The following is a 15892-nucleotide window of genomic DNA, read 5'->3' as shown; positions in this document are numbered from 1 at the left end:
AGAGCCCCCCTCACCCCAACCCTCTCCCCCGGCATAGCCAGGGGAGAGGGAGCCGACTGAGGTAACAGTTCAACCTTGCGCGCTTTGCTCCCTCTCCCCTGGCTTGCCGGAGGAGAGGGCTGGGGCGAGGGGGGTTCTCGTCACCGACATGAAGCCGTCCTCGGTGAACTGCACGACCGAACGCCGCTGAGCCTGCATGATCAGCGCCGTATCCAGCGATGCGCCGATCGCCTTGGCCGTCTCGGCCGTGCTCACCGGGTTATTGCCGCGGCGCTTCTGCTTGCCGGAAAAACGCAGATGGTTATAGGCGGACCACGAGCAGAAGATCACCACGCAGATCACGGCCGCATAAAGCACGATGTCCAGGTCACCGCCGCTTTGCAGTGGATGGCCGAGATTGAGCTGTACATAGATATCGCCCAGCCCGATCGCCCAGGCCAGCGCGGTCAGCAGCGGCAGCCATAGCGATGCCCAGATCACCCAGGCAATCACCGTGATGAAACCGAATAGTACGCGTTGCACCGGGCGCTGCCGCTCCGGGCGTTGAATGACGATGGCTTCGGCTTTCATCGAACACCTCGATCGGGGCTGACCCAGACGGCGCGCGTGCCCTTGCGCTTGAGCAAGGCCTTGGGCAACGCCACGATGGAAGTCGCCGTGTTGAGCATCCAGTAGACCAGCGGGTACCAGATCATCCAGTAGTAGTTGCGGCCGATGCGTGTTTCGTAGCGGCGGTCGACCAGCAGGCTGATCAGGAACTGCAACAGGCAGATCACGCCGAGCACGACGCCATGCCATTCGGGCAACAGGGTATCCACGCGCAAGGACGGCGGCAGCGTCATGAAGTGACCGAGCACCCATAGCGTGACGATCAGCGCCATGTCATACGACCACAACAGGCTCATCAGGTATTCGGTGGCCACCAGCCACATGCGCCGCTGGCGCCAGCGCATCAGGCTCGGTCCATAACGCAGCAATACTTCCGAACCGCCTTGCGCCCAGCGCAGGCGCTGCTTCCACAGACCACGCAGCGTCTCCGGCATCAGGATCCAGCAGAGCGCGTTGGGTTCGTAACGGATTTCCCAGTGGCGCATCTGCAAGCGCCAACTGACGTCGATATCTTCGGTCACCATATCGGTGTTCCAGTAACCGATGTCGTGCAGTGCACTCTTTCGAAAACCGGCGATCACGCCCGAGATGGTAAAGATGCGCCCGTACACGCGTTGGGCGCGCTTGATCAAGCCGATAATGGAAGAGAACTCGCCGACCTGCAGCTTGCCGAGCAAGGTGGAGCGGTTGCGAATGCGCGGGTTGCCGGTGACCGCCGCCACGCGCGGGCTTTCCAGCATATGCATCACCAGCCACTGGGTGGCATAGCTGTCGAGCAAGGCGTCGCCATCGACGCAGACCAGGAAATCCGCGTTCGAGGCCAGCGCCGCCGCGCGCAGCCCCATCGCCTTGCCCTGATTGCTGGCCAGGTGAAGCACGCGCAGCTTCGGGTATTCATCCATCAACTGGTCGAGCTGTTCGCCGGTATCGTCGGTGGAGCCGTCGTTGACCGCGATGATCTCGAAGTTGGGATAGATCTGCCCGGCCAGATGCGCGATCGTCTCTCGCACCTGTTCGCCCTCGTTGTGGCAAGGCACGATCAGCGACACCATGGGGTAGGAACCCATGGCCGGCGGCTTGATGCGCAAAGGCTCCTTGCGTTCCCAGCGCAGGAAATAAATCACGCCACCGCTCATCCAGATCAGCGACATGATCAACGGATAGAAGAAGGCGAATTCAAGCAGAGCGTGCTGGATGCTTCCGTTCATGGTCATTTCTCCGGGTACGGATAGTCGGAGATTGATATCGACGGACGAATCGCTTCGCGCTTGGGATGGTCCTTGATGAAGTCGTCCGGGTAGTAGCCGATATGGCGCGCGCCGGCTGCCTGTAATAACCGGGTGCGATCGATCAGCACCTGATCGGGTACCGGTTGCCGGGTCTGCCAGTCGTAGGTAGCCAGCTCGAACAAGGTGTGTTCCAGCGCGTCCGGCGTAGCCGCCACACGCGCAATCAATGCGCGATACCAGCTATCGGTATCGGGTTGTTTGTCCAGCTGCGGCATCGCCATCACCGCGGTCATGTCATAGCCGGAGAGGAACGCCGGAAGGCTTTGCGCGAACCACGCTTCGCCGCGCGGATCGAGAATGGGGCGCGCAAAGATATTGCGCACCGTGCGTACCTGCGGCCGCCAACGCTTCACGCGTTCGGTCAGCGCGTGCGTGAAATCCACCAGCGCCGCGGTTTTCTCGGCGGGTGACTTGTTCGCCCAAGGGCCAAGGTTGTCGCTATCGCGCAGGATCGCGTCGTCCGAGAACAACAGGCCCGCTTCGTCGGCATGCCGGGCGAGGTCTTCGTAGACATCGCCGATCATCTGCTGCACGCGTGGATCCCACGGCGCCAGCCGGAATACATCACCGTCGCCGACGCCGAGCGCGGGCAAGTCCCTGGCATCCGGAAAGCGGAATGCCAATACCGGCAGCCATGCGTAGACACGTACCCCGGCACGTGTGCGTAGTTGCCATGCCACACGCGAGAAAAGATCGGCGCGCATCGGCAGGTGGCGATTGGGAAAGTACACCGACTCGGCCACGCCGCTGCCGGTCGGATCGGCATAGGCCTGCAGCCACACCTGGCTGGGATGCAGTCGCTTGATGCGATCGAGCAGCGCGGAAAGATTGCGCTCCTGCTGTGCCGGATCGGGGTCGTAGACATAGTCGAGATCGACCTGTACCGCCCGCACCGGATCGATGCGCGATTGATGGCGCAGCAACCAGCCCAGACGATTGGCGGTGATGTTGCCGCTGACCAGCAGGCGCGGAATGGTACGGCCGGCCTGCAGGGTCGGCAGTGTGTCGCCCAGGCTCATCGACACCGGCATGCCTTCTTCCGCGGCCACCTTGGTCGCGACGCGTGTGTATGCGCCATAGGGCCACACGATCGCGCGCGGACGTGTGCCGGTGTGCTCGGCGATCTCATCGGCGCTATGGCGCAGGTCGGCACGGATGCGGGCGGTATAGGCCTCTTCGCTTTCGTAGCCTGCCTTGGGATCGTTGCGCAGCGTGACTGCGGCCGGCATCGAGTTGCCTTGCGGGTTGCCCTGGATACCTTCGTGCAAGCCCCAGGTGTGCGAGGCGTATTCGACCAGCCCCGACTGCTGCATCTGCCGCACCTGATCCCAGGTAAGGAAGCATTCGCGAGTACAGTCGCCACTGTTATAGGCCATCTTCTTGCCGGCCGGCAGATCGATCCACGAGCCGACCAGCGCCGCCACGGCCGGATAGTCATAGGCACGCAGCAGCGGATAGACGCGGGTGTAGAAACTTTCCAGGCCATCGTCGAAGGTCAGCAGCACCGCATCCTTGGGCAGCGGACGCACGCCCTGCTCGGCATCGAGCACGTCCTGCAGGCTGACAACGTGATAACCGTTGGCCTTGAGCCAGTCGAAGTGCGAAATCAGATGATCGGTACTGGTGGCGTCGGGATCGCGATCGGCCAGCGTACCGACGTCGTCGCGAACATCGTGATAGGCAAGCACGATCAGCGTCGGATGAGCCGGCGCGGACGCCGCAGCCATCGCTACCGAAGTGATCATCGACAACACGAATGTGAGCAGCAGGCGACGCATCGGTCATTCCCCCCAATGCATCGACAGGTCGAGCACGACGCGTGATTCGCGCCGTCCATCGTACGGTTGGTTGTGCCAGGCGAGCCCCCAGCCGAAACGCAGGCCAAGCCGTGGCTGAAAATACTGACCGTAGCGCGCGCTGAACATCCAGTCCGACGCATAGCCACGTTCGTTGTAGCGGCCCACCGATACATCGAAACGCTGCGTCCAGGTGCGTGCGTAGTACTGACTGAACAGGTTCTCGAAACGGCCAGTCAGCGCATAGGAGCGATCGCTTGGCGGGTTGAAATACGGCCGATCGGTTTCGCTGTTGCGCGAACCGCCGACTTCCACACCACCGTCGAACGTAAGGTTAGGCGCGGTGTACAGACGCTGCAGAAAGGTGAAGTCCCAACCCTTGCGCAAGTTGTCGTCGGTGAAGCGGCCGCGATACAGCGTGAGCTTGGCCGAGGTCAGTTCATCGCGTCGCCATTGCAACGAGGTATTGAGCGTCTTGCCGGTGATGCCGTAGTACTGCGCACGCAGCGGCACATCGGCACCGGCGCTGCTCCAGTCGGCGGCGACCGACCAATGATCGCTGATCGCCCAATTGGCGCCGGCTTCCAGTGCGGTGCGACCGACATAGTTGTCGACTGAGGGCAGCGCCTGTACATAGACCTCCAGCCCACGTGCGTAACCACGCAGGCCGATGCCGAGCCGATCGCGGCGCACATCGCCTTCGGGCAACGCCGCCGAATCGATGCGCGCCAAGGCGAGTACCCGCCAGTGATCGTCGATCAACGGGCTGGCCAGCGTGGCCAGAGTTTCCTGATCGTGGTCGCCAAAATCCGGCGAGCTGCCGCGGCCCTGGTCGTGCGAAATATCGAACTGCCAGCCGCGCTGGCGCTCCCATGCCTCGGCCGCATTGATGACGCGGCCGCTGCGGCCGGCCTGCGCCTGGGCCTGGGCGATATCCGCGTCGACATCGCCGTATTCGTTCAAGGCACGATGCGCCTCGGCTTCGCCCAGGTCCGCACCGACATCGCGTTCGTCCAGCGTGCCGGCGATCGCCAGGGTTTGTTCGGCCCGACGCGGCCAGCCACGCGCCAGCTCGGCCAGACCCAACTCGCGGCGTAGTTGCGCATTGGCTGGCGCCTCGGCACTGAGCGCACTCAGTCGATCGTAGGCTTCACCGGGTATGCCGACGTACTCGCGCAAGGTCGCGGCGTTCAGATCGGCATCGACCTTGCGCGGGTTCTGGATCCCCGCGCGGATGCCGGCAACGTGTAGCCATTGCGGCTCGTCCGCAGCCAGTTTGTCGATAACAGCATACGCTTTGCTGGTTTCGCCTTCATCCAGATAGGCGTACATCAGGCCGATGCGCGGGTCGGTTTCGCCACTGTCGTACGGGCCCGGATCCTGGCGAATGCTGTCCTCATAGAGGGCGGCGGCTTCGCGCGGACGATGTTTCTGCAACATGGCGTCGGCGACGGCGCGCTCGACATAGGCGGGCAGCGCCAGATTGGCCTGCTTCATGGGTGCATAGACGGCCAGGGCTTCATCCGGCCGACCGGCTTGATCGAGTGCGACCAGCAAGTCCAGGCGCGCACGATGGCGCACCTCTTCCGGTTGCGCCGGATCGTCAGCCAGCTGGCGCACCTCGGTCACTGCCTGGTCGGCTTCGGCATAGGGTTGGCCCGGATCGGCCGGCTCACCGTTCGCCCAGCGGATTTCACGCGAAGCGGCATCGGCCTGAAGGTCGGCCCTGTCGCGGGGAGTCAGAGGCGGGTCAAGCTGGACCGCCAGTTCGCGGGCGCGCATGGACGCACCGATATCCGACAACAGCCGCACATTCAGCTCGCGCGCGTCGCGGTCGTTCGGCCAGCGAGCCAGGACGTCCTGGCAAATCGACAGAGCCTCCAGCCGATGACCGGCATCGCGTTCGGCGCGCGCACGCGCAAGCAGACTGTCGCGGTCGGCACCCGCCTGGGCCCCAACTGCGTCACTTATGCCGTATAGCGTCAGCACGATGGCCAGTGCTATCCGCGCGCGTTTCCAGTTAACCGTCTGCATGCCCCTTCCAGATCGCTGTCCCGCCTAAAGACCGCGGGAGGTGATGTGTGTGGAACAGGCAGAACGCAAGCTTTATGCCAATGGGAAACCCCTTCACGCATGGGCGGAGCAGACGTGGGCGGCGCAAACTGGATGCCGCCCCATGTAAAGGCGCCTATATGCACGTCAGCGTGGGGGTTCGGATGTGCGCGAAATGTGGACGAGCTCGCCTTCACATGTGAAGAGGTTCACGAATACAGCCATTAGGACAGGTTGCTCAGCTGGCTGCGTGTACGTACTTCCGAGAAATGCCAATCGCGCACCAGCTCGCCGTTTTCCCAGACGGTTTCCAGGGCGTGTTCCCAACCCGCCGGTAAGGGCAGCTCATCGATGTCATCGATATTCGTGGGTACGGCCACGGTCTTGTATGTGCCGTGTTCGCGGTGACGCAGCAAGGTGAGGCGGCCGCGCTGCGATGTCTTGCCGCTATCGGTGACCGGCGCCTTGAACACGTCGACCCACTGACCGTCGATGCGGGCGGCCGAACACTTCAGCGCGAATTTCTGGGTGTCGCGATTCATATGCTGCAGCAGCGCACCGCCCATGCCGAAGGCAATGTTGTCGGCAGCGTAGCCGGCCTCCGTGATGCGCTCGAGGATCGCCCGAATACTGGTCGGATTGACGCCGTCACCCTGGATCAGACGCACATGCTTGAGAAGTTTGTAGCCCCTGGCGTTGACCGTACTGCCGAAGGCTTCGTCCAGCAGGGTCATGCACTTGTGCACCACCTCGACCGGCTCGCCCGAGTCCGGGCGCACGACCAGCGTGGTGCCCGAGGCGATCACCTCGTCGCGCAAGGTCTTACCCCAGTGTTCGCTGATGGCGCGATAGATGTCGTAGCTGTCTGACACCACCGCGACCAGGCTGCCTGGCTTGGCGAACTGCGCAAGCATGTTGCGATACGCCTCGACCTCGTTCTCGCGTCCCCAACTGGTGATCGTGCTGTGTTCGGCTGCAGGAATCGAATAGCCGGCCATGTCCTCGTGATAGTAGCGTCGCGCAGCCAGCACGCCAGACACGGTATCCGTGCCCTTAAAGTTCACCAGGTGTGCCATGCCACCGAGCGCGGCCGACTCCAGGCTGGAGACACCGCGCGCACCGAAATCGTGCAGTTTGAAGGGCAACTGTGCTTCCGGCTCATCGCTGGTCCGGTCAAGGAAACCCTTGATGATCTGCTTCACCTGCCAGCTCACGGTTGCCACGGTTACCGGGTACCACAAGCGCAGCAGTAGCGTTTCCAGGTAGCTAGGCAGCCAGAACGCCTCGTTGTCGGTCGACTCGATCGTCACCAGCGCCTGATGCGTCGGCACCACACTGCCTTCGGGCACCGCGCGAATACGCAGGGGCAGCTTGCCGCCATGGACATCGACAATACGGCGCCAGCCGGCTTCGTTGAATGGCTCGCCATGGGCGGCGGAGAAATCGCAGGCTTCGTCCACATCGTCGTGAGTCACCGTGCGGCTCAGGTATTCCTTGAGGATCGCCTGCAAACCGAAGAATACCGTGCTGTCGTACTGGCCGCCGCGCGATTCGACATAGAAGAAGGTCTTCTCGGTGCCAGGCGGGTATTGCAGCCAGTGGCTGGCCTTGTAGCTGTCCGTGTTGAGGATGAGATTGTCGAGGTAATACATGACGGGAGCTCCTTCGCGTCTTGATATTACCGGCGGTCTGAGGTCATTCCATCCACCTCGGTTTCTTCTATCGTCATCCCGGCGCAGGCCGGGATCCAGTGGCTTTGCGATCGATTATCGCGAGAGCCAATAAGCATCTGCTCTATCGCGAAAACCGGAGACCGAAGCCACTGGGTCCCGGCCTGCGCCGGGATGACGAGTAGGGAGGGGTTCGCAGGTGAGCGAAAACGGGCGCTTGACTGAAACGATCGTTACATGTAACGATCGTTTCATGCGCGATAAAAAGCAGGAACTCCTCTACGCCGTCATAGCCCATTTGCTGCAGAACGGGCTGTCGGAACTGTCGTTGCGGCCGTTGGCCGAAGACGTCGGAACCAGCGCGCGGCTGCTTATCTATCACTTCGGCTCCAAGGAGGGGCTGTTGACCGAAGTGCTCGACGCCATGCAGCGGCATCTGCACGATTCGCTCGCCGCACTGGCCGAGCAGCCGGCGCGTGGCGATACACCTTTGTTGGAGCGGGTCTGGCAATGGGCACTGCACGAGCGCAACTTCCCTTATCTGAAGCTGCTCTACGAGCTGCAGATTCTGGCCATCCAGAATCCGGCGACGTATGCGCAGTACCTGCAGCGCAATGCGCTCGATTGGCAGAAGCATATCGAGCGCACGCTCCCGTCCACGCCGCATCGCGCGGCGCTGGCGACCTTGTGCGGCGCCGTGTTCGACGGCCTGTTTCTGGAGGTGCTGCAGACCGGCGATCGCGCACGCACTACCAAGGCATTACGCGAATTTCTGCGTATCGCCAACAAGGCCTACAGCACGGCTGATGCGACTTGAGGAATTGTGCATGACCACCACTACCCTGCCGGGTGCGCTGCCGGCACGCTCGCGCTGGCAGATAGGGCTTGGCCTGCTGCTTGCGCTAGGCATCGTCAGCCTGCCGTTCTCGCTGTGGATCGACGAATTCGCCAATGTGCGCCACCTGATCACCAACGAAGCCATCTGGTGGATCTACATCGCCGGCATGCTGGTTTACGTCGTCCGCGTGGAACGCCGGCCACTCTCCTCGATCGGCTTTCGGCGCCCCGGAGCTCGCGATATCGCGATCGGCATCGGCGCCGGCATCGCCATACTCGCCGTATTGGCGTGCGTGTATTACCTGATCTGCCCGTTGCTGCACTGGGATCTGTCGCAAGGCATGAACCAGCTCGCCGCCACGCCGCTCTGGTGGCGGTTGATTTCCACGGTACGTGCGGCGGTGTCGGAAGAAGTGCTGTTTCGCGGCTACGCGATGGAGCGCCTGCGCGAACTGACCGGCAGCCGCAAGATCGCCGCCAGTGTTTCGTGCGCGATATTCATGTTCGACCATGTGCCTACCTGGGGCTGGGAGCACCTGGCCATAGCTGGCATCGGCGGTATCGCGCTCACCCTGCTCTATCTGTGGCGGCGCAATCTATGGATAAACATTCTCGCGCACTTTATCGTCGACGCTGCGTCGATGCTTTGAACCACCCATCGCATACGTTGAACTACCTCTCCACTGCCGCCTGGTCCAGATATGCCTGCACCAGGTCGCGTAGCTCGCCGAGCCAACGCTGCGAGGATTTCCGCTCCGTACTCGACAAGGCGGCCACGGATTTCAGCACTTCGATAAGCACGGGCGCCATCGTCTCAGCCTTCGCGCTGGTCAGGCTCGGCATCGCTGATCGCAGGATCGCCGCAATGCCCGCACGCATCGACGCGCGAAACAACAGGCGTCGATCGCCTGCACGCGCGTCGAGCAAGGCAAGTACGAACTGGCGTTTGTTCTGCAATGCGAGAACAAAGTCGACGAGCGCATCGGCCAGCTGTCGCGATGTCCATGTCGCGGCTTGTGACTGCATGGTCGTCAGGCTGGCCACGGCTAGGTCGGCGTAACTCTCCAGCAAGGCATCGGCCAGCGATTCCTTGGACGGAAAGAAGCGATACAGCGAACCGATAGCAGTCTCCGCCCGGGCGGCGATCTCGGTCATCGTTGCCGCCTCATAGCCCTTCTCGGCGAACACCTGTGCTCCCGCCTCCAGGATGGCTGCGACGCGCAGACGGCCGCGCTCGCGCTTGGCGGGGCGAGCGGCCTCGGCCGCTGGGGCATTTGACTTTTGCGAGGGCATCCTCAACAATCCGTTTTGCGAGTGTACCCTCGCATATTACGCCTGACTTCCTTCGACGGCCATTGGCCGCCTGTCCTGATCTTCGAATCGGTGCACATCATGCACATCGTTGCTTCGTTCTTCGCCGGCGCTTTCCTGTGCAACAGCCTGCCGCACCTGGTGGCGGGCCTGCAGGGCAAGGGCTTTCCGTCGCCATTTGCCAAACCGCACGGTGTCGGCTTTTCCCGCCCGATCGTCAATTTCCTGTGGGGCGCATTCAACCTCGTCGCTGGCCTGGTGCTGCTGCAATACGCTTCGATCAGCTACGGCTGGAATGCGGACTTCATCGCGATGCTCGTCGGCGGTGTTGCCCTGGGTTGTTTCGCTGCGCTGCATTTCGGCAAGGTCATGCGGGAACGAGGCGAGGCTTAGCGGCGGACAAGAACGGCATCGACTTTTTAATGATGATACCCGTCATATAATCTGTTGATACATACCCGTCCGGAGTCCGCCATGAAAGTCAGCCGCGAACAGTTTGCCGAGAATCGCGAGCGCATCCTCGATGTGGCCGGCACCTTGTTTCGCGAGAAAGGCTTCGATGGCATCGGCATTGCCGACATCATGAAAGCCGCCGGCATGACGCATGGCGGTTTTTATCGTCACTTCGAATCGAAAGACGATCTGATCGATCAGGCCAGCCAAAAAGCGCTGGCGCGCGGCGCTGGCTATTGGGACCACACCATCGGCGACGGTGATAGCGCCCATGCCGCGCTGACAAGGTTGCTGGAGATGTATTTGTCCGAAGCCCATCGCGATGCCAGCGGCAAAGGTTGCAGCATTGCCGCGCTCGGTGCGGATGCTGCGCGTCAGAACAGCACCATACGCAAGACCTTCGAGCACGGCGTGGAATCGCTCGTCGACAAACTCACCGCCCTGCTACCCGGGCGCACCCGCGCCGTGCGCAGGCGCAAGGCGCTGGCCTCGTTCTCGCAGATGATGGGGGCGCTGGTGCTTTCGCGTGCGGTCGACGATCCGGCCTTGTCGAAGGAGATTCTTTCAGCGGCGGTGTTCGAGCTTTCCACTGCGCACGGGGCGATGTAACGAGTATCAGCCCGGCTTCGATGTGCAAGCGATCGATACGTGTGCCGGTTCTTTCGTCTGACCGAAAGTGACAAAGCTTGCGGCGGCCAACAGCCACGCGCCCCATCCGCCATAAAGCATCACCCAGCCAAAGCCGTGCACCAGTGCGGCGTGCGCGATCTCGGTGGAGATGGCTTGAGCGCCCGGCAGCAGATTGCCTGCGGCGATCTTCGCGGCCACGTCATGCCATTGTGATGTGTCGATGGAGGCATCCGCGACGCCCCGCAGGTGGGAGAGAATCCCCTCCAGCAGCACGAAACCCATGAGCGCGATATTGATCGCCAAGGTGATCAACCGCGCGCTCATATCGATGCCCGACGCCATACCTGCTCGCGCTGTTGGTACGGCGGCCGTGGTCGTGTTGGTCACCGGCGTATTGGTCAGACCAAGACCGACTCCCGCCAGCACGCAACCTGGCAGCAGGCTCAGCCAACTGGCGTGATCCACACCGCTACCCAGCTTCATCAGCATGAAGCCGAGACCGATCGTGAAAAGCCCCGCTGGAATAACGATGCGTGGTTGATAACGCAGCGCAAGGCGCTCGGCTAACGGAGGAATCACCAATGTCGGCAACGTGTACGCCAGGAGCGATGTGCCGGCGGCAATAGCGCCGTAGCCCAGGGCGCTTTGAAAGTAGATCGGCAGGTAGATCATGAACGGCCAGAAGCTGAAGTTCATGCCCATGGAGCCGTAGAGCGCACCGGAGAATGCGCGGATGCGGAACACCGAGAAGTCGAACATCGGATGCGCGTTGCGCTTTTCCGCGTAGAGAAATGCGAGGAAGCTCAAGACGGCAACGACGATGCTTACGATAGCGATACTGCTGGCGAAACCCAGGCTGGGTCCCTGGGTGATAAAGAACGTCAGGCCGAATACCGCCAGCGACAGCGTGACAATGCCGGGCAGATCCAACGCCTTGGCCTGCGGATCGCTCGACTCGTCCACGCTGCCGGCAATGAGCAGTGTGGTTATCGCCGCCAGCGGCACCTGGATCAGGAACACCCAGGTCCAGTTCGACAAAGCGACGATGGCGCCACCGATGATCGGTCCGAAACCCAGCCCGACGCCGAAAATGATGCCCCAGGCGCCAAACGCCTTGCTGCGCGAAGGACCTTCCTGGAACTGATGCGACAAGGCAGCGATCTGGCAGATCACCATCGCGCCACCGCTCATGCCCTGCAAAAACCGGCTGATGATCAGCACGGATGCATTCGGCGCCAGACCGCATATCCACGACGTCGCCCCAAACAGCAGCACGCTGATAAGCAGCAGGCGCTTGCGGCCATAGCGGTCGGCCAGGGTGCCTGCGGCCATCAGCACGGTGGTGCAGGCGATGGTGTACGCGTTCATGATCCACTGCGCGCTGCTGAAATCGGTGTGCAGCACGTTTTCCACGTGCGGCAGGATCACCGGGACACTGGAGATCTCCAGGCCGAACATGAGCGCAGCCAGGCAGATGGCTACCAGAGCGACGGCGTTTCTACGGGCCATGGGCTTCACCGGAGGGACGGGGAAGGCGATTGTCGGCGCGCCCGAAGCATGATGGAAATGATTTAATTTTGTGCTATTCATTAGAACCCATCATTTATAGCCCGCCATGGACTTCGACCCCGCCCTCTTGCGCGCCTTCGTCGCCGTCAAGGAAACCGGCGGCTTTACCCGTGCGGCGCAGCGCCTCAACCTGACGCAGTCGGCCGTGAGCCACCAGATCCGCAAGCTGGAAGAACAGGTCGGGCGGCAGTTGCTGTTTCGCACGACGCGCGCATTGACGCTGAGCGAGGACGGCGAAGATTTCCTGCGCTATGCGCAAAGCATCCTGCATACCTTCGACAGCATGGCGCAGCGGTTCCGGCCGTCGCCTATCTCCGGCGTGGTGCGTTTCGGTGTGCTCGAGAACTTCATGGGCGACCGCCTGCCCACCTTGCTTTGCAAGTTCAGCCGCGCGTTTCCTTCCGTGCGGCTCGATGTCAGCGTCGGCATGAATCTGGACTTGTTGCCGATGATCAAGGCGGGCGAGCTCGATCTCGCGGTGGTGATGACGCCACCGGACAGCGACGAAGGAACCGCGCTGCGGCGAACGCAATTTGTCTGGGTGGCCGCCGATTCGTTCGATGTCCCGCCCGGTGCCTCACTACCGTTCGCCTTCTTCCCGGCACCGTGCATCAACCGACAGGTCGGATTGGCTGCACTGGATGGCAAGGCGGTCGAATGGCATGTCGTTTTCACATCGCAAAGCCAGCAAGGCATTCGCGCGGCGGTGCTCTCCGGACTGGCTATCACCATCATGACGCGCGATGACGTGGAGCCGGGCATGCGCATCGTCGACGGCAGCTACGGCCTGCCGCCGCTTTCGGATGCCGACTTCACTTTGCTATGGAGTACTGGTGGCAAAACAGCAGCAGCGATGGAGTTCGGCAAGCTGCTTCAGGATCTGGATGCGACGCCTTTGGCGGCGGGACGTCGTTAGGACAGCTACTCCGCTCAGAACGCGCTATCAATGCTGGCGCATGGCTTCCTTGCGCGCCCGCTTGGCGGCGTACATCGCCGCGTCGGCCTGAGAGAGCAGCAGGTCGGGATCGACATCGTCCTGTTCGGCGACAACGACGCCGATACTTGGCCCGGCATAGTCGATCCCGCGCCCATCTAAGCCGAAATGACCGGTAGTGGCCTGCTGCAATCGGTCGCGCAACAGCCTGGCCATGTTCTGCGCATCCTCGCGACGTGGACTGGCCAGTACCACGAATTCATCGCCGCCCAGGCGGCAGGCGAAGTCTCCCTCGCGCAACGCGCCCTGCAAACGGCCGGCGATGGCAGCGAGAAAACGATCGCCCACGTCGTGCCCGTACTGGTCGTTGATCGCCTTGAAGTGATCGAGGTCGATAAAAGCGATAAGCAGAGCTTGGCCGTTCGCGCGAGTCGTATCCAGCCGGCGATTCATTTCGCTCATCAGCGCGCGACGGTTCGGCAAATGCGTCGTGGCATCGGTCAACGCGCTGACGGCAAGCGTATCGTTGGCGTTCTGCAACGCTTGCACGAGACGTTCGCGCTCGATCTGTTCACTGATGAGGCGCGAAAACATGACAAGCACCTGTTCCGCACCATCGGCCAGTGGTTTGCGTTCGTCACTGGCAGCGCACAACGTACCGTAGAGCTCGCCATCGCCCGTTCGTACCGGCGTGCTCGCATACGTGGCGATGCCCAGTTCGCGCGCCGGGCCGGAGTCGGGCCAGCAGTTGGCTACGTCGTCGGTATAAGGACGCCCTTCTTCCAGGGCGCGCTTGCACAACGTTGCTTCCCAAGGCACCGACAAGCCTTCGGGAATCTCCAGGCGATGCGTATTGCGAGCAAAGAGAATGTGCTGCACGCCGCTGGCTTCATCGATCGTCGTCAGATACGTCGATTCGAGTCCCGTGACGGTCTGCAACAATTCCAGCAACGGCCGCACCAGCTCTTCCAGCGATCTGGCCTGAGCTACGGAGCTGGCGACGACACCCAGGAAATGGGCGGAAGAAGCATAGTGTTCTGAGCGCGTCATCTTGAATCTGTCGATGCGGACGGCGGCCGATAAGCCAGATGGGTTCATTTCATCTTCTGTCGGCGCAAGTTGCAATGCCCGCCCGCACACGGCTACCAAACGGGCGGTAAAAAACGAGAACGGGCGCCGAAGCGCCCGTCCTTGCGTCAAGCTTGCGAACAATCAGATCGCGTAATACATCTGGAATTCCAGCGGATGCGTGCTGGCGCGATAGCGGGTCACTTCCTGCATCTTCAGCGCGATGTACGCGTCGATGAAGTCGTCGGTGAACACGCCGCCGGCCTTGAGGAAGTCGCGGTCCTTGTCCAGCGCTTCGAGCGCGGCGTCGAGGCTGGAGCAGACCTGCGGGATGTTCTTCTCTTCTTCGGGCGGCAGATCGTAGAGATCCTTGTCGGCCGGCGCACCCGGGTCGATCTTGTTGATGATGCCGTCGAGGCCGGCCATCATCAGCGCGGTGAAGGTCAGATAGCCCGACTGCATCGGATCGGGGAAGCGCACTTCGATGCGACGGCCCTTCGGGCTCGACACGAACGGAATGCGGCAGCTGGCCGAACGGTTGCGTGCCGAGTAGGCGAGCATCACCGGCGCTTCGAAACCCGGCACCAGGCGCTTGTAGCTGTTGGTGGTGGAGTTGGCGAACGCGTTGATCGCCTTGGCATGCTTGAAGATGCCGCCGATGTACCACAGCGCCGTCTGCGACAGGCCGCCGTACAGGTCGCCCGCGAACAGGTTGGTGCCGTCCTTGGACAACGACTGGTGCACGTGCATGCCGCTGCCGTTGTCGCCGACGATCGGCTTGGGCATGAAGGTGACGGTCTTGCCGTTCTGGTGGGCGACGTTCTTGATGACGTACTTCATCGTCATCAACTCGTCGGCCTTCTGCACCAGCGTGTTGAAGCGCACGCCGATTTCGCACTGGCCGGCATTGGCCACTTCGTGGTGGTGCACTTCCACCACCTGGCCCAGCGACTCGAGCACCTTGCACATGTCGGCGCGCAGGTCACCCAGCGAGTCGACCGGGCTGACCGGGAAGTAGCCGCCCTTCACGCCCGGGCGGTGGCCGGTGTTGTTGTTGTCGTACTTGTAGCGCGACGACCAGGCGGCTTCTTCGGAGCCGATTTCATAGAACACGCGGCCCATGTCGTTCTGCCAGCGCACCGAGTCGAAGATGAAGAACTCGGGTTCCGGGCCGAAGAAGGCGGTGTCGGCGATGCCGGTGGACTTCATATAGGCTTCGGCGCGCTTGGCGATCGAGCGCGGGTCGCGGCCATAGGCCTGCATGGTGCTCGGCTCGAGCACGTCGCAATGCAGCACAAGCTGGGTGTGCGCGCTGAACGGATCGAGGTAGGCGGTATCCGGATCGGGCAGCAGGACCATGTCCGACTCGTTGATGCCCTTCCAGCCCGAGATCGACGAACCGTCGAACATCTTGCCGTCTTCGAACGTCGACTCGTCGATGGCGTGGGCCGGGAAGCTGACGTGATGATGCTTGCCGAGCATGTCGGCAAAACGCAGGTCGACAAACTCGACCTCGTGTTCCTGGATCAGGTCGAGCACTTTCTGAGCGGACATGGACGGACCTCGGGGGCTGATAAGCGGGAAAAGATGCAACGTTTTAGCAACAGCTGTGCCAGGCAGTGTAGCGCTTTTGAATCAGACAGTTAAAGCATGGTGACGGCCTATCTCAGGCAT

Annotated in this window: 14 protein-coding genes; 5 read left to right on the top strand and 9 right to left on the bottom strand. The window is 62.1% G+C overall.

Annotation, left to right across the window (positions count from 1 at the left end; translation table 11 throughout):
• Positions 1-69: 69 nt before the first annotated feature.
• The 5 genes from pgaD to QMG46_RS04645 form a co-directional block, all read right to left on the bottom strand.
• Positions 70-570 carry a poly-beta-1,6-N-acetyl-D-glucosamine biosynthesis protein PgaD gene (gene pgaD / locus QMG46_RS04665; RefSeq protein ID WP_281851320.1) on the bottom strand — a complete coding sequence of 167 codons (501 nt, stop codon included), beginning with the start codon at positions 568-570 and terminating at the stop codon, positions 70-72.
• Positions 567-1817 (bottom strand): poly-beta-1,6-N-acetyl-D-glucosamine synthase, encoded by a 1251-nt coding sequence (gene pgaC, locus QMG46_RS04660; RefSeq protein WP_281851319.1) that lies wholly within the window; start codon positions 1815-1817, stop codon positions 567-569. Before pgaC ends, pgaD begins: the two co-directional genes overlap by 4 nt.
• A gap of 2 nt (positions 1818-1819) precedes the next feature.
• Complete coding sequence (gene pgaB / locus QMG46_RS04655; protein ID WP_281851318.1) at positions 1820-3676, bottom strand: poly-beta-1,6-N-acetyl-D-glucosamine N-deacetylase PgaB; 1857 nt, start codon at positions 3674-3676, stop codon at positions 1820-1822.
• Positions 3677-3679: 3 nt separating this feature from the next.
• A complete protein-coding gene (gene pgaA, locus QMG46_RS04650; protein WP_281851317.1) occupies positions 3680-5728 on the bottom strand; it encodes a poly-beta-1,6 N-acetyl-D-glucosamine export porin PgaA in 2049 nt (682 codons plus the stop codon).
• A gap of 242 nt (positions 5729-5970) precedes the next feature.
• Positions 5971-7398 carry a nicotinate phosphoribosyltransferase gene (locus tag QMG46_RS04645; RefSeq protein ID WP_281851316.1) on the bottom strand — a complete coding sequence of 476 codons (1428 nt, stop codon included), beginning with the start codon at positions 7396-7398 and terminating at the stop codon, positions 5971-5973.
• A 271-nt stretch (positions 7399-7669) separates the two neighbouring features.
• On the opposite strand from QMG46_RS04645, the gene QMG46_RS04640 reads away from it, so the two are divergent.
• Both QMG46_RS04640 and QMG46_RS04635 read left to right on the top strand, forming a co-directional pair.
• A complete protein-coding gene (locus QMG46_RS04640) occupies positions 7670-8233 on the top strand; it encodes a TetR family transcriptional regulator (protein WP_281851315.1) in 564 nt (187 codons plus the stop codon).
• A gap of 10 nt (positions 8234-8243) precedes the next feature.
• The gene (locus QMG46_RS04635) at positions 8244-8903 is read left to right on the top strand and encodes a CPBP family intramembrane glutamic endopeptidase (protein ID WP_281851314.1); all 660 of its coding nucleotides are present in this window, start codon (positions 8244-8246) and stop codon (positions 8901-8903) included.
• 22 nt (positions 8904-8925) lie between these two features.
• Here QMG46_RS04635 and QMG46_RS04630 read toward each other — a convergent pair whose 3' ends face one another.
• Positions 8926-9546, bottom strand: coding sequence for a TetR/AcrR family transcriptional regulator (locus QMG46_RS04630; RefSeq protein WP_281851313.1), 621 nt, complete (start codon positions 9544-9546; stop codon positions 8926-8928).
• Between the two features lie 99 nt (positions 9547-9645).
• Between QMG46_RS04630 and QMG46_RS04625 the strand changes: the two genes are divergently transcribed.
• Positions 9646-9957: a hypothetical protein gene (locus QMG46_RS04625; RefSeq protein ID WP_281851312.1), complete on the top strand. Its 312-nt coding sequence runs from the start codon at positions 9646-9648 to the stop codon at positions 9955-9957.
• Between the two features lie 81 nt (positions 9958-10038).
• Positions 10039-10626, top strand: a complete 588-nt coding sequence (locus QMG46_RS04620; protein ID WP_281851311.1) for a TetR/AcrR family transcriptional regulator — start codon at positions 10039-10041, stop codon at positions 10624-10626.
• Between the two features lie 6 nt (positions 10627-10632).
• Here QMG46_RS04620 and QMG46_RS04615 read toward each other — a convergent pair whose 3' ends face one another.
• Entirely contained in the window at positions 10633-12156 is a 1524-nt protein-coding gene (locus QMG46_RS04615; protein WP_281851310.1) for an MFS transporter, read from the bottom strand.
• Between the two features lie 106 nt (positions 12157-12262).
• On the opposite strand from QMG46_RS04615, the gene QMG46_RS04610 reads away from it, so the two are divergent.
• A complete protein-coding gene (locus QMG46_RS04610; protein ID WP_281851309.1) occupies positions 12263-13132 on the top strand; it encodes a LysR family transcriptional regulator in 870 nt (289 codons plus the stop codon).
• 27 nt (positions 13133-13159) lie between these two features.
• On the opposite strand, the gene QMG46_RS04605 is transcribed toward QMG46_RS04610, so the two are convergent.
• Both QMG46_RS04605 and glnA read right to left on the bottom strand, forming a co-directional pair.
• Positions 13160-14200 (bottom strand): GGDEF domain-containing protein, encoded by a 1041-nt coding sequence (locus QMG46_RS04605; protein WP_281851308.1) that lies wholly within the window; start codon positions 14198-14200, stop codon positions 13160-13162.
• 162 nt (positions 14201-14362) lie between these two features.
• On the bottom strand, positions 14363-15772 hold the full coding sequence (glnA, locus tag QMG46_RS04600) for a type I glutamate--ammonia ligase (protein ID WP_281851307.1): 1410 nt from the start codon (positions 15770-15772) through the stop codon (positions 14363-14365).
• Between the last annotated feature and the right edge of the window lie 120 nt (positions 15773-15892).

The sequence above is a fragment of the Dyella sp. GSA-30 genome (assembly GCF_027924605.1).
Taxonomy (GTDB): domain Bacteria; phylum Pseudomonadota; class Gammaproteobacteria; order Xanthomonadales; family Rhodanobacteraceae; genus GSA-30.
Note: the sequence above shows the minus strand (reverse complement) of the source record. Positions and strands in the feature narration are given on the sequence as shown.

Excerpts from the sequence above, each read along its gene's own strand:
- pgaD (WP_281851320.1), bottom strand. The coding sequence starts at position 570 with ATGAAAGCCGAAGCCATCGTCATTCAACGCCCGGAGCGGCAGCGCCCG.
- pgaC (WP_281851319.1), bottom strand. The coding sequence starts at position 1,817 with ATGAACGGAAGCATCCAGCACGCTCTGCTTGAATTCGCCTTCTTCTAT.
- pgaB (WP_281851318.1), bottom strand. The coding sequence starts at position 3,676 with ATGCGTCGCCTGCTGCTCACATTCGTGTTGTCGATGATCACTTCGGTA.
- pgaA (WP_281851317.1), bottom strand. The coding sequence starts at position 5,728 with ATGCAGACGGTTAACTGGAAACGCGCGCGGATAGCACTGGCCATCGTG.
- QMG46_RS04645 (WP_281851316.1), bottom strand. The coding sequence starts at position 7,398 with ATGTATTACCTCGACAATCTCATCCTCAACACGGACAGCTACAAGGCC.
- QMG46_RS04640 (WP_281851315.1), top strand. The coding sequence starts at position 7,670 with ATGCGCGATAAAAAGCAGGAACTCCTCTACGCCGTCATAGCCCATTTG.
- QMG46_RS04635 (WP_281851314.1), top strand. The coding sequence starts at position 8,244 with ATGACCACCACTACCCTGCCGGGTGCGCTGCCGGCACGCTCGCGCTGG.
- QMG46_RS04630 (WP_281851313.1), bottom strand. The coding sequence starts at position 9,546 with ATGCCCTCGCAAAAGTCAAATGCCCCAGCGGCCGAGGCCGCTCGCCCC.
- QMG46_RS04625 (WP_281851312.1), top strand. The coding sequence starts at position 9,646 with ATGCACATCGTTGCTTCGTTCTTCGCCGGCGCTTTCCTGTGCAACAGC.
- QMG46_RS04620 (WP_281851311.1), top strand. The coding sequence starts at position 10,039 with ATGAAAGTCAGCCGCGAACAGTTTGCCGAGAATCGCGAGCGCATCCTC.
- QMG46_RS04615 (WP_281851310.1), bottom strand. The coding sequence starts at position 12,156 with ATGGCCCGTAGAAACGCCGTCGCTCTGGTAGCCATCTGCCTGGCTGCG.
- QMG46_RS04610 (WP_281851309.1), top strand. The coding sequence starts at position 12,263 with ATGGACTTCGACCCCGCCCTCTTGCGCGCCTTCGTCGCCGTCAAGGAA.
- QMG46_RS04605 (WP_281851308.1), bottom strand. The coding sequence starts at position 14,200 with ATGACGCGCTCAGAACACTATGCTTCTTCCGCCCATTTCCTGGGTGTC.
- glnA (WP_281851307.1), bottom strand. The coding sequence starts at position 15,772 with ATGTCCGCTCAGAAAGTGCTCGACCTGATCCAGGAACACGAGGTCGAG.